Source organism: Dokdonella ginsengisoli, from assembly GCF_042652785.1.
Classification (GTDB): Bacteria; Pseudomonadota; Gammaproteobacteria; order Xanthomonadales; family Rhodanobacteraceae; genus Dokdonella_A; species Dokdonella_A ginsengisoli.
The window spans coordinates 664,886-677,625 of record NZ_JBHSHD010000010.1; the positions used below are offsets into that span (position 1 = coordinate 664,886).

The window sequence follows — 12,740 nt, forward strand, 5'->3', positions numbered from 1 at the left end:
CGGGAGAGGTCGCCCGCAGGGCGGGTGAGGGAAGGCGCAGTAGCGATTGGGGTATTCCTCCCGCTGCTCCTCTCCCGGGCGTGGGAGAGGCGGCCGCGGGATCAGCCGAACCGGCCGGTGATGTAGTCCTCGGTCTGCTTCTTGGTCGGCTTGGTGAACAGCGTCTCGGTGGCGCCGAACTCGACCAGCTCGCCCAGGTACATGAAGGCGGTGAAGTCCGAGCAGCGCGCGGCCTGCTGCATGTTGTGCGTCACGATCGCGATCGTGTAGTGGTCCTTCAGCTCGGAGATCAGCTGCTCGATCTTGCCGGTGGCGATCGGGTCGAGCGCCGAGGTCGGTTCGTCGAGCAGGATCACTTCCGGACGCAGCGCGATCGCGCGGGCGATGCACAGGCGCTGCTGCTGGCCGCCGGACAGGCCCAGCGCGCTCTGCTTGAGCTTGTCCTTCACCTCGCCCCACAGCGCGCCCTGCGTCAGCGCCAGCTCGACGCGCGCGTCCATCTCGGCGCGCGAGAGCTTTTCGTAGTGACGGATCGCGTAGGCGATGTTGTCGTAGATCGACATCGGGAACGGCACCGGCTTCTGGAACACCATGCCGACCTTCGAGCGCAGCCGGTTCAGCGGGAACTTCGGGTCGAGGATGTTCTCGCCGTCCAGCAGCACCTCGCCCTTGGCCTCGAGCTTGGGATAGATCGAGTAGATGCGGTTGAAGATGCGCAGCAGGGTCGACTTGCCGCAGCCGGACGGCCCGATCAGCGCGGTGACGCGCTTCTCGGCGATGTTGAAGTTGACGTCCTTCAGCGCGTGGAAGCCGTTGTAGAAGAAGTTCAGGTTGCGGGCGGCCATCTTGGTCGCGCCGGCCGGCGCGACCTCGCGGCCGGTGGCGCCGACGGTCGGCGTGGCGATGGCGAGGCGGGCGTCAGTCATGGCTGGTCTTGTTCCTGAGCAGGATGGCGCGGGCGAGCAGGCTGAGAAGAAGCACGAACATCGTGAGCACGAGTGCGCCGGCCCAGGCCAGCGTCTGCCACGATTCGTACGGGCTGCCGACGAACTGGTACATCACCACCGGCACGCTGGCCATCGGCTTGAGCAGGTCGGTGCTCCAGTACTGGTTGCCGAAGGCGGTGAACAGCAGCGGCGCGGTCTCGCCGGTGATGCGGGCGAGCGCCAGCAGGATGCCGGTGACGATGCCGGGCAGGGCGGCGCGGTAGAGCACCTGCACGGTGACCTTCCACTGCGGCACGCCGAGCGAAAGCGCGGCCTCGCGCATCTGGCTCGGCACCAGGCGCAGCATTTCGTCGGTGGTGCGCACCACCACCGGAATCACCAGCAGGGCGAGCGCGATCGCGCCGGCCAGCGCCGAGTACTGCTTGAACTGCATCACGATGACGATCGCGACGAACAGGCCGATGACGATCGACGGCGCCGAGATCAGGATGTCGTTGATGAAGCGCGTGACCGTGCCGATGCGCTTGGCGCCGGCGAACTCGGCCAGCCAGGTGCCGGCGGCGACGCCGAACAGCGAGCCGATCACGATCGCGATCAGGCAGATCACCGCGCTGCCGAAGAACGCGTTGAGCAGGCCGCCGACGGCCATCGGCGCGGGTGTCATCTTGGTGAACAGGTCGAGGTTGACGCCCTTCAGGCCGTAGCTGAGCGTCGTCCACAGGATCCAGAACAGGAACACCAGGCCGAACACCGCCGCGGCGCAGCCGAGCACCAGCGCGACGCGGTTGACGAGATTGCGGCGCAGGTACAGCCGGCGTTCGACCGCCCGGGCGGCGGAATCGGAAGTTGCGACGACGGAATTCATGCGTTGCCTTCCTTGCGCGACAGGCGCAGCAGCATCAGGCGGGCGGCGGCCAGCACGACGAAGGTGACGAGGAACAGGACGAAGCCGAGCAGCAGCAGCGAGGAGCGGTGCAGGCCGGTCGACTCGTTGAAGTCGTTGGCGATTAAGGCGGCGATCGTGGTGCTCGGTTCCAGCAGCGAGGGCGTGAACTTGACCGAGTTGCCGACCAGGTAGGCGACGGCCATCGTCTCGCCGAGCGCGCGGCCGAAGCCGAGGAACACGCCGCCGACCACCGCCGTGCGCGTGTACGGCAGCACGATGTCCCAGACCACCTCCCACTTGGTCGAGCCGAGCGCGTAGGCCGATTCCTTCAGGCGCGTGGGCACGGTCAGGAACACCTCGCGCATGACCGAGGAGATGAACGGGATCACCATGATCGCGAGCACGAAGCCGGCGGTGAGCATGCCGATGCCCAGCGGCGGACCGGTGAACAGCGGGCCGATCAGCGGCCAGCTGCCGAGGGTGTCGTTGAGCCACGGCGCGACGTGTTCGCCGACCAGCGGCACGAACACGAACAGGCCCCACATGCCGTAGATGATCGAGGGGATGCCGGCGAGCAGCTCGATCGCCGAGCTGACCGGGCCGCGCATCCAGGTCGGCGCGATCTCGGTCAGGAACAGCGCGATGCCGAAACTGACCGGCACCGCGATCAGCATCGCGATGAGCGCGCTGACCAGCGTGCCGTAGATCGGGATCAGCGCACCGAACTTGTGGTTGACCGGGTCCCACTCGGCCGAGAAGAAGAAGCCGATGCCGAATTCGGCCAGGGCTTCGCGTCCGCCCCACAGCATCGACAGCGCGATGCCGATCAGGGTGAGCAGGACGAAGATGCCCGCTGCGGCGAGCAGGCCGCGGAACAGCTTGTCGGCGCGGGCGTCGCGCTCGGCGCGTCGGCTCGCGTCGATGACGGCGGCCGGCAGCGCGGTGCCGACGGCGTGGGATTGGGCGGACATGCGGGGGATTCCGTGAGCGGGAGAGTCGCGGCGGAAAGGAGGGGAGCGCGGTCGGGCCGGTGTTCGTCCCGAGGCCGGCGAGCGCGGGTGTGCGCCGGCCGGCCGCGATGTCTCCCCGTCGAAAGCCGAACGGCGGCCGTTGCCGGTCCGCCGTTCGTCAATTCACACTCAGAGCTTGATCTGGGCCTGCCAGTAGGCTTCGATCTGCTCGACCAGGGACTTGGGCAGCGGCACGTAGTCCAGTTCCTCGGCCTGCTTGCCGCCGTTCTCGTAGGCCCACTTGAAGAAGTCGAGCACCGACTTGGCCGCGGCCGAATCCTTCGGCTGCTTGTAGACCAGGATGAAGTTGGTCGCGGTGATCGGCCAGGAGTTCTCGCCCGGCGCGTTGGTGATGACGAGGTTGAAGTCCTGCGCGTTCTTCCAGTCGGCGCTGGCGGCGGCGGCCTGGAAGGCGGCCAGGCTCGGCTGCACGAACTGGCCGGCCGAATTCTGCAGCGCGGTGTAGGTCATCTTGTTCTGCAGCGCGTAGGCGAGTTCGACGTAGCCGATCGAGCCCTTGATCTGCTTGACGTACGCGGCGACGCCTTCGTTGCCCTTGCCGCCGACGCCGACCGGCCACGACACCGTGGTGCCTTCACCGGCCTTGGACTTCCAGTCCGGCGAAACCTTGGACAGGTAGTTGGTGAAGTTGAACGTGGTGCCCGAACCGTCGGAGCGATGCACGACCGTGATGTTCGCATCGGCCAGCGTGACGCCCGGATTGACCTGCGCGATCGCCGGATCGTTCCACTTCTTGATCTTGCCCTGGTAGATGTCGGCGAGCAGCGGGCCGGTGAACTTCAGCTTGCCGGCGTCGATGCCTTCGACGTTGATCACCGGCACCACGCCGCCGATCACCGACGGGAACTGCGCCAGGCCCGCGTCGTCGAGCTCCTGCGGCGTCAGCGGCTTGTCGGACGAACCGAACGAGACGGTACCGGCCTTGATCTGCGTGATGCCGCCACCCGAGCCGATCGACTGGTAGTTGATCTTGTTGCCGGTGGCATTGTTGTAGCTGTCCGACCACTTCGACAGGATCGGATAGATGAAGGTGGCACCGGCGCCGGTGATGTCGGCGGCCTGCGCGGAGGCGGCCCCGAGGACGGTCGCCAGACCAACGGCGACGAAGCGGGTCTTGATCGAGGTGAGCACGCGAAGACTCCTCAAAGCAGTGGGAAAGCGAAGGCGGCACGTGAACCCGTTCAGGCTCCGGCCGGCTCCGCGCTTTGTAGGCCCGCGAGATTGCGAAACGATGAGACTTTTATTTCAGTAATGTTTCATCGACGCCTGGCGCCGCCGATTCGTCCGGCCCGAACCGTGACGTATCAGTCACTTATCGGGGCGGCCCGGGTCGCTGCAATATGACGGCAACGAAAGGTTTCAGTCGCCACTGATGGTGTCCGGCCCCTTGCCGGCGGTCTTCTCGTACTTGCCCTTGCCGACCCGGCGGTACTGCGTGAAGCCGTGCTTGGCGATGTGGCTCTCGCGCAGCACGTGTCCCTGTCCGGCGACGACCTGCGGCGCGCTGAGCACGCGGTGCACCGGAGCGCCGCAGTCGGGGCAGGCGTCCAGCGGCGTGTCGGCCAGCTTCTGCAGGCGTTCGAAGCCCGCGCTGCAGGTGGGACAGGAGCGCGGGGTGCTGGCGGCGTATTCGTAGATCGGCATGGTCGCGAAGATGCGCTCGACGCGGCGCAGGTTCAAGCGCCGGCGGTCGCGGCGACGTTGGCGTGGAAGTAGTCGTCCATCTGTTTCCAGCGGTTGACCACGTTGCAGAACAGTTCCGCCGTGCGCTCGGCGTCGTATACCGCCGAATGCGCCGCCTGCGCGTCCCAGCGCTGCCCGGAGGCCTCGACCACGCGGCTCAGCACGGTCTGCCCGTAGGCCAGGCCGCCCAGTGTCACCGTGTCGAAACAGCTGAACTGGTGGAACGGGCTGCGCTTGTGCGCGGTGCGGCGGATGGCGGCGTTCAGGAAGCCGAGGTCGAATGCGGCGTTGTGTCCGACCAGGATCGCGCGCTGGCAGTCGGCCTCGCGCATCGCTGCGCGGATCGGCCTGAAGATGTGATCGAGCGCCTCGCGCTCGGGCAGGGCGCCGCGGAACGGATGGCTGGGGTCGATGCCGGTCACCTCGAGCGAGCGCGGGTCGATTTCCGAGCCCGGAAAGGCGTCGACGTGCGTCGATACGGCCGGCGCGGGGCGCAGCAGGCCTTCCTCGTCCATCTGCACGATGACCGCCGCGATTTCCAGCAGGGCGTGACGTTCGGAATCGAAGCCGCCGGTCTCGACGTCGACGACGACCGGCAGGAAGCCGCGGAAGCGCTGCGCCATGCGCGCGGCGTTGAAGGAGCTAGTCATCCGCTGAGCATAGCAAGAGGCATCCTGAATCGGCGCCGGCCGCGGGTGCCGCCGGTGCCGGCGGCGTGTCGATGTGAACAATTCAAACCGATCGCGGCCCGCTGCGGTCCGATGGCCGTGGCGCCGCTTGCCGCAGACGAGCCGCGCAGAGTAGTGTCCGAGCCGGCCGGATTTCCGGGACGGACGAGGGACGAGCGATGCTCTGGCAGAAGGGTCGCGCGAGCGACAACGTGGTCGAAGACGGCGGCGGCGGAGGCGGCGGTCCGCGTTTCGGCGGCGGCCGCGGGCTCGGCCTCGGCGGCATCATTCTGGTGGTGATCGTCGGCCTGCTGTTCGGCAAGAACCCCGGCGAGATCCTGCAGCTGCTCGGCAACATGGCCGGCGACGGCGGCACGGAAGCGCCGCAGCAGACCGCTCCGGCCGGCAACGACGAGCAGACCCTGTTCGTGAAGAAGGTGCTCGGTTCGACCGAGGACGTGTGGGGCCAGGTGTTCCGCGCCAGCGGCCAGCAGTATCCGGCGCCCCGGCTCGTGCTGTTCCGCGGCGGCGTGCAGTCGGCCTGCGGCGCGGCCTCGTCGGCGATGGGACCGTTCTACTGTCCGGGCGACCGCCAGGTCTACCTCGACCTCGGCTTCTTCCAGGAAATGCAGGACCGCTTCCAGGCCGCCGGCGACTTCGCGCGCGCCTACGTGATCGCGCACGAGGTCGGCCACCACATCCAGAACATCATCGGCGTGATGGACCAGGTCGAGCAGCAGGCACGCCGCGGCGCGCCGATGCAGGGCGCCGACGGTCTGTCGGTGCGCCAGGAGTTGCAGGCGGACTGCTTCGCCGGCGTCTGGGCCAACCATGCGCAGCAGCAGCTGAACTGGCTGGAGACCGGTGACGTCGAGGCGGCCCTGAACGCGGCCAACCAGATCGGCGACGACGCGCTGCAGAAGCGCGCGCGCGGCTACGCGGTGCCGGACTCGTTCACGCACGGCAGCTCGGCCGAACGCGTGCGCTGGTTCCGCCAGGGGCTCTCCAGCGGCGACCTCAAGAACTGCGACACGTTCTCCGCCTCGCAGCTCTGACGCCGGCGATCAGCCGCCGGTCTTCGCCGGCGGCGTGCGCACCGGGATCGGCACGTTGCACAGGTCGATGCGGCCGGCCGGCACCTTGTACCAGTCGTCGCGGCGGTTGCGCCGCGACTCGACCAGGGCGGTGAACGTCGGCGTGTCGGTGCGCAGCACTTCCAGCGGCGTGCGTTCGGATTCCGGCACGTCGGCGGCGAGCCGCACCGACTTGATCGACGTGCGCTGTTCGGGCTTGTCGTAGAAGCCGAGCGGACCGCTTCCGCGCGGCAGCGCCGCCAGCCATTCCATGCCCTGCACGACGCGGCCGACCAGGGCGATGTTGCGGTCGAGCTGGCGCGGCGCCTGGCCGATCACCACGTACAGTTCGGCGCCGCTGCCGCTGTCCTCGGCGACGTCGCGTCCCGCGCCGACCATGCCGTAGCAGTGCGCCAGCCAGGTCTTGCCCGCTTTCGCGTCACGCGCCACCGGCATGCCGTCGGAGAAGCCGACTTCCGGCGCGTAGACGTCGCCGTCGGGCAGGTGCGTGAAGGAAAGCTCCTTGCCGATGCCACGTTCGAATTCGGGTGCGAGCGTGCGGCTCGCCTTGCCCGGCGAACGCGCCTTGGCTTTGTCTTCCGCGTCCGGATCGCCCCATTGCGTGACGAAGCCGTCCTGCACACGCAGGATCGCCAGTCCGTCGAAGTAGTGCTCGTGCGCCATCGTGCGGAGGTTGGCCGCGTGCAGCGGCGCGTAGGCGGACGCCAGTTCGATCACCACGCGTCCGGCGGCGAGGTCGAGGTACAGCGTGTTCTGCGGATCGAGCGGGCGCCAGTCGGCAGGCTTGGACGCCTCGATGACCTGCTGCATCGTCGGCGGCTTGGTCGCCGCCTTCGTGTCCGCGGGGGCGTCCGGCGACGCCAGTGACAAGGCGCCGACGGCGACGGCGCGCAGACCCGTCGCGAATCTCCGCTCGAACCGATTCATGCAAACCCCACGCTGGCCACGGTAGCGGCAGACTCTACCCGATCGCGAGCGCCGTTCGTTCCACGGCCGCGCTGGGATAGCATCGCGCCAATCGCGTGCTCGGCTTTCCGCTGCTGCTGATCCTGCGGTGGCTGTGGCGGCGAGCCACGCGGGCGCGCCGCCGAGACGGCGGACACCCGCTGCATCCTCGCCGGGCCGGCCTGCGCCGTGGCCGGGCTGTCGTATGATGGCGCCGTCAATTTCCGTACGGGGAGAGTGTCATGATCGACGGGTTGATCGAGCGGAACAGGGACGCGCTGATCCTGATTGCGCGCATCCTGCTGACGGCGCTTTTCGTGATCTCCGGCTTCGGCAAGCTGACCGACTACACCGGAACGGTGAACTATCTGACCTACGTGGGCGCGCCGATGCCGTCGGTGGCGGCGGCGGTGGCCATTGCGATGGAACTGCTCGTCGGGCTGGCCTTGCTGGTCGGATTCCGCGTGCGCACGCTCGCGCTCGTGCTGCTGCTGTTCGTCGCCGGCGCGGCGATCATCGGCCATCCGTTCTGGACGATGGAAGCGGCCGAGCGGGCCCTCAACCAGACCCAGTTCCTGAAGAACCTGTCGATCATGGGCGGCCTGCTGCTGCTGGCGATCACCGGTGCCGGCCGCTACGCGCTGACGCGCTCCTGACGGGGTCCGGCGGAACGGCTACGCCGCGCGCGTGAGGCGCGCGGCGGCGGGAGCGCTCAGGCCTTGTGGAAGCGCCGGATGAAGTCGCGCACGTCCGGATAGACGACCTCGCGCCAGCGGCGGCCGCTGAAGATGCCGTAATGGCCGGCGCCCTTCACTTCGAGATGGCTGCGGTTCTTCGCCGGGATGCCCGTGCACAGCTCGTGCGCGGCGCGGGTCTGGCCGAGGCCGGAAATGTCGTCGAGTTCGCCTTCGATGGTCAGCAGGGCGGAATGGCGGATCGCGGCCGGCGCGACGTGTTCGCCGCTGACCACCCACTCGCCGCGCGGCAGCGAGAACTCCTGGAACACGATGCGGATCGTGTCGAGATAGAACTCGGCCGGCAGGTCGAGCACGGCGTTGTACTCGTCGTAGAAGCGGCGGTGCGCGGCGGCGTCGTCGAGGTCGCCGCGCAGGAGATCCTGGTAGTAGTCCCAGTGCGCGGTGAAGTGGCGGCTCGGGTTCATCGCCACGAACCCGGCGTGCTGCAGGAAGCCCGGATAGACCCGGCGGCCCTTGCCCGGGTAGTTCGGCGGCAAGTCGAAGACCACGTTCGTCTCGAACCACGAGAACGGCTTGGTGGTGGCCAGATCGTTGACCTGGGTCGGGTGTTTGCGCGCGTCGATAGGGCCGCCCATCATGGTCAGGGTCAGCGGCGTCGCCTCGCCGGCCGCGGCCATCAGCGCCACCGCGCCGAGCACCGGCACGGTCGGCTGGCACACCGACATCACGTGCAGTTTCTCGGCGCCCAGGTGCGTGATGAAGCGGCGCACGTAGGCGACGTAGTCGTCCATGCCGAAGGCGCCCTTGTCCAGCGGCACCATGCGCGCGTCGACCCAGTCGGTGATGTACACGTCGTGATCGCGCAGCAGGGTGCGCACGGTGTCGCGCAGCAGCGTGGCGTGATGGCCGGACAGCGGTGCGACGACCAGCACCACCGGGTCCTGGCGCAGCTTCTGCAGCGCTTGCGGATCGTCACTGGCGCGCTTGAAGTGGCGCAGGTGGCAGAACGGCAGCTCGATCACGCGCTCTTCGATGACCGCCGCCTCGCGGCCGTGCGCGACCACCGAGGTGATGCCGAATTCCGGTTTCTCGTAGTCCTTGCCGAGCCGGTAGAACAGCTCGTAGCCGGCGGCGATGCGGTCCACGCCGGGCACCTTCGACAGCCAGTTGTCCGGTGCCGACAACGCATGCGCGGCCGCGCCCGACCAGGTCACCCAGGGATTGAGCAGGGCGCGGTTGATTTCATGCAGGTGGTACAGCATCCGGAGATTCCTGTTGCAGTGCGACAGGCGATTCTAGGGCATCGCGCACGCCGATGGCGCATGCGAAAGGTAGCCATTGGTCGCAAGCGCCGCTGTCCGGCGACGCCGGCGCGTACGCGACTTTCGCCATGCGTCGCCGCTGCGTGGGTGTGCGAACATCGGGCGCTTGTCCCGCCTGCGCGTGCGGGCCCCGACGGTGCCGTCGGGCGTTACGCGAACGCCAGGCGGGGAATGTCGCGAGTGGTCGCGGATCGGCAACGGGAGTCGGAATGGCGCAGAGATGGGTGTGGGCGGTCGCGATCGCGATCGCGAGCGGGGCGGTCGCTGGCGCGGCGAACGCGCAGGGCGAAGAGGTTCGAACGGTTCCGGCGCCGGCGGACGCGGCCTATCCGGGCACGATCACGCTGAACGTCGATGCCAGCGACGTCGGTCGCCGCATCTTCCGCGTGCGCGAGGAGATTCCCGTCGCGGCCGGACCGCTGACCCTGCTCTACCCGCAATGGCTGCCCGGCAACCACGCGCCGCGCGGACCGATCGACAAGCTGGCCGGCCTGACGATCCGCGGCAACGGCCAGCCGATCGCCTGGCGGCGCGATCCGGTGGAGGTGTACGCGTTCCATCTGGACGTGCCGCAGGGCGTCGGTTCGCTGTCGGTCGAGTTCGATTTCCTCTCGCCGCAGGATTCCGGCCAGGGCCGCGTGGTGATGACGCCGGACCTGCTCAACCTGCAGTGGAACACCGTCGCGCTGTACCCGGCCGGGCACTACTCCAGCCGCATCACGGTGGCGCCGAGCGTGAAGCTGCCGGCGGGCTGGCAGTTCGGTACCGCGCTCGAACGCGCGCAGGGCAGCGGCAACGCCGGCGACGCGGACGGCACGATTGCGTTCAAGCCGGTGCCGTTCGACGTGCTGGTGGATTCGCCGATGTTCGCCGGGCGCCACTACAAGCGCATCGACCTCGGCGGCACGCCGGCGCCGGTGCACCTGAACCTGTTCGCCGACGAGGCCAAGAGCCTGGAATTCAAGCCCGAGCAGATGGAGCCGCACAAGCGCCTCGTGCAGCAGGCGCGCAAGCTGTTCGGCTCGCAGCACTACGACCGCTACGAGTTCCTGTTCGCCCTGACCGACCAGCTCGGCGGCATCGGCCTGGAGCACCTGCGCTCGAGCGAGAACACGCGCTCGCCCGGCTACTTCACCGAGTGGGACAAGTGGGCGTCGGCGCGCGACCTGCTGCCGCATGAGTACACGCATTCGTGGAACGGCAAGTTCCGCCGCCCGGCCGACCTGTGGACGCCCAACTTCAACGTGCCGATGCAGGGATCGCTGCTGTGGGTCTACGAAGGGCAGACGCAGTACTGGGGCACCGTTCTCGCGGCGCGCTCCGGCCTGCTGACGCCCGAGCAGGCGCGTGACGACCTTGCCCTGGTCGCGGCCAGCTACGCCGAGAATCGTCCGGGTTTCGGCTGGCGCAACCTGCAGGACACCACCAACGACCCGATCGTCGCGCAGCGCCGCCCGCTGCCGTACCGCAACTACCAGATGAGCGAGGAGTACTACAGCGGCGGCCTGATGGTCTGGCTGGCGGTCGACGCCAAGCTGCGCGAGCTGAGCGGCAACCGGCGCTCGCTCGACGATTTCGCGCGCACCTTCTTCGGCGTCGACGACGGCGGCATGACGGTCAGGACCTACGCCTTCGACGACGTCGTCGCCGCGCTGAACACGGTCGCCGCCCACGACTGGGCCGCGTTCCTCCGCCAGCGCGTCGACGCACTCGCGCCGCCGCTCGACGGGCTGGCCGCCGCCGGCTGGAAGCTCGTCTACACCGACACGCCGAGCGACTACCACAAGCACCGCGACACGGGGCGCAAGGCCATCGACCAGTCGGCTTCGATCGGCCTGACGCTGGCCAGCAACGGCAACCGGATCACCGACGTGCGCTGGGACAGCCCGGCGTTCAAGGCGGGCATCTCGCCGAGCGGCACGCTGGTCGCGGTCAACGGCCGCGAGTTCTCCGCCGAGCGCTTGAAAGACGCCATCGCCGCCGCCAAGGACGGCAAGGCGCCGATCGAGCTGCTGCTGAAGAACGGCGACGAATACCGCACGGTGCGCGTCGATTACCGCGGCGGGCTCCGCTATCCGCATCTGGAACGCATCCCCGGCACGCCGGATCGGCTGAACGCGATCCTCGCACCGGCGAAGTAGGGCACGCACGACGCATGACGACATCGATCCGCCTCGGCACGCATCAGGCCCGCCTGCTGCATCTCGCCGCGCAAGGCCTGCTCGCGCGGCCCGGCCGGCGCGCGCGCAAGGCCGACGTGCTCGCCGCGATCGCGCGCATGCGCGTGCTGCAGATCGACACCATCAACGTCGTCGCGCGCAGCCCGTACCTGGTGCTGTTCTCCCGCCTCGGCGCCTATCGCAAGGAGTGGCTGGAGGAGTGGCTGGCCGAAGGCGCGATCTTCGAGTGCTGGGCACACGAGGCGAGCTTCGCGCCGATCGTCGACTACGCCCTGCATCGCCGCCACGGCGAGGGCAGGGACGGGCACTGGTCGATGAAGCACGCGCGCCGCATGCACCGCGAGCACGCCGCCGGCATGGACGGGCTGCTCGCGCACGTGCGCGAGCGCGGCGCGGTCAAGGCGGCCGATTTCGAGCGCCAGGACGGCGCCGGCGGCGGAGGCTGGTGGGGCTGGAAGAACGAGAAGCGCTGGCTCGAGGCGCTGTTCGCGCTGGGCGAGCTGATGATCGCGCGGCGCGAGAATTTCCAGCGCGTCTACGATCTCGGCGAGCGCGTCCGCGCCGCCGCGCAGGCGAACGGCCACGCCGCAGCGCACGCCGAAGTCTCCGAGGCACAGATGCGGCGCGAATTCGTGCTCGGCGCGGTGCGCGCGCTCGGCGTCGCCCAGGCGCGCTGGATCAACGACTACTTCCGCAGCGGACGCAAGCTGAAGGACGCCGACCTGGACCCGTTCGTCGAGGCGGGCGAGCTGCTGCGCGTCGAGGTCGAAGGCTGGAAGCAGCCCGGCTACGTCCATCCCGATCACGCGCAGGCCCTGGCCGCCGCCGCAGCCGGCCGCCTGCGCGCGACCCGCACCACGCTGCTGTCGCCGTTCGATCCGGTGGTGTGGGATCGCGAACGCGCCGCCGCGATGTTCGGTTTCGACTACCGCATCGAGTGCTACGTGCCGGCGCCCAAGCGCAAGTACGGCTACTACGTGCTGCCGATCCTGCACCGCGGCCGCCTGGTCGGCCGGCTCGACGCCAAGGCGCACCGCGCGGATGGCGTGTTCGAGGTGAAGGCGCTGCATCTGGAGGACGGCGTCGAAGCGGACACCACTCTGGCCGCGGCCCTGGCCGGCGCGATCGGCGAGTGCGCGCAGTGGCATGCGACGCCGCAGGTCGAAGTCGGCCGCTGCGAACCGAAGGCGTTCCGGCGCCTGCTGCGCGAAGCGATCGCGGCATCCGGCACGCGCTGAGGCCGCCTTCCGTGGCGCGGTCGCCGCGCTTGCGCGAGACTGCGCCGG

The 12,740-nt window shown here is 68.9% G+C and carries 12 protein-coding genes; 4 read left to right on the top strand and 8 right to left on the bottom strand.

All coding sequences use genetic code 11. The features are described 5' to 3' along the window. Window positions 1–101: 101 nt before the first annotated feature. From pstB to rnt, 6 genes are all read right to left on the bottom strand, one after another. The gene (pstB, locus tag ACFO6Q_RS15175) at window positions 102–926 is read right to left on the bottom strand and encodes a phosphate ABC transporter ATP-binding protein PstB (protein ID WP_380021950.1); all 825 of its coding nucleotides are present in this window, start codon (window positions 924–926) and stop codon (window positions 102–104) included. Continuing rightward, window positions 919–1,812 (bottom strand): phosphate ABC transporter permease PstA, encoded by an 894-nt coding sequence (gene pstA, locus ACFO6Q_RS15180; RefSeq protein WP_380021951.1) that lies wholly within the window; start codon window positions 1,810–1,812, stop codon window positions 919–921. Before pstA ends, pstB begins: the two co-directional genes overlap by 8 nt. Next, on the bottom strand, window positions 1,809–2,804 hold the full coding sequence (gene pstC / locus ACFO6Q_RS15185; protein WP_380021952.1) for a phosphate ABC transporter permease subunit PstC: 996 nt from the start codon (window positions 2,802–2,804) through the stop codon (window positions 1,809–1,811). The genes pstA and pstC overlap by 4 nt, the downstream gene beginning before the upstream one ends. A gap of 168 nt (window positions 2,805–2,972) precedes the next feature. Beyond that, window positions 2,973–4,049 carry a phosphate ABC transporter substrate-binding protein PstS gene (gene pstS / locus ACFO6Q_RS15190; RefSeq protein WP_380022214.1) on the bottom strand — a complete coding sequence of 359 codons (1,077 nt, stop codon included), beginning with the start codon at window positions 4,047–4,049 and terminating at the stop codon, window positions 2,973–2,975. A gap of 174 nt (window positions 4,050–4,223) precedes the next feature. Beyond that, window positions 4,224–4,544, bottom strand: a complete 321-nt coding sequence (locus ACFO6Q_RS15195; protein ID WP_380021953.1) for an FmdB family zinc ribbon protein — start codon at window positions 4,542–4,544, stop codon at window positions 4,224–4,226. Beyond that, the gene (gene rnt / locus ACFO6Q_RS15200; protein ID WP_380021954.1) at window positions 4,541–5,197 is read right to left on the bottom strand and encodes a ribonuclease T; all 657 of its coding nucleotides are present in this window, start codon (window positions 5,195–5,197) and stop codon (window positions 4,541–4,543) included. The genes ACFO6Q_RS15195 and rnt overlap by 4 nt, the downstream gene beginning before the upstream one ends. A gap of 197 nt (window positions 5,198–5,394) precedes the next feature. Between rnt and ypfJ the strand changes: the two genes are divergently transcribed. Then, complete coding sequence (gene ypfJ, locus ACFO6Q_RS15205; protein WP_380021955.1) at window positions 5,395–6,270, top strand: KPN_02809 family neutral zinc metallopeptidase; 876 nt, start codon at window positions 5,395–5,397, stop codon at window positions 6,268–6,270. 9 nt (window positions 6,271–6,279) lie between these two features. Here ypfJ and ACFO6Q_RS15210 read toward each other — a convergent pair whose 3' ends face one another. Next, window positions 6,280–7,236 (bottom strand): peptidylprolyl isomerase, encoded by a 957-nt coding sequence (locus tag ACFO6Q_RS15210; RefSeq protein WP_380021956.1) that lies wholly within the window; start codon window positions 7,234–7,236, stop codon window positions 6,280–6,282. A gap of 260 nt (window positions 7,237–7,496) precedes the next feature. Here ACFO6Q_RS15210 and ACFO6Q_RS15215 point away from each other — a divergent pair, with 260 nt between their 5' ends. Beyond that, entirely contained in the window at window positions 7,497–7,910 is a 414-nt protein-coding gene (locus tag ACFO6Q_RS15215; protein WP_380021957.1) for a DoxX family protein, read from the top strand. 56 nt (window positions 7,911–7,966) lie between these two features. Here ACFO6Q_RS15215 and ACFO6Q_RS15220 read toward each other — a convergent pair whose 3' ends face one another. After that, on the bottom strand, window positions 7,967–9,214 hold the full coding sequence (locus ACFO6Q_RS15220) for a polyhydroxyalkanoate depolymerase (RefSeq protein WP_380021958.1): 1,248 nt from the start codon (window positions 9,212–9,214) through the stop codon (window positions 7,967–7,969). 269 nt (window positions 9,215–9,483) lie between these two features. Between ACFO6Q_RS15220 and ACFO6Q_RS15225 the strand changes: the two genes are divergently transcribed. Together ACFO6Q_RS15225 and ACFO6Q_RS15230 are read left to right on the top strand one after the other, a co-directional pair. Then, complete coding sequence (locus tag ACFO6Q_RS15225; RefSeq protein WP_380021959.1) at window positions 9,484–11,415, top strand: M61 family metallopeptidase; 1,932 nt, start codon at window positions 9,484–9,486, stop codon at window positions 11,413–11,415. 14 nt (window positions 11,416–11,429) lie between these two features. Then, window positions 11,430–12,692: a winged helix-turn-helix domain-containing protein gene (locus ACFO6Q_RS15230; RefSeq protein ID WP_380021960.1), complete on the top strand. Its 1,263-nt coding sequence runs from the start codon at window positions 11,430–11,432 to the stop codon at window positions 12,690–12,692. Window positions 12,693–12,740 lie beyond the last annotated feature (48 nt).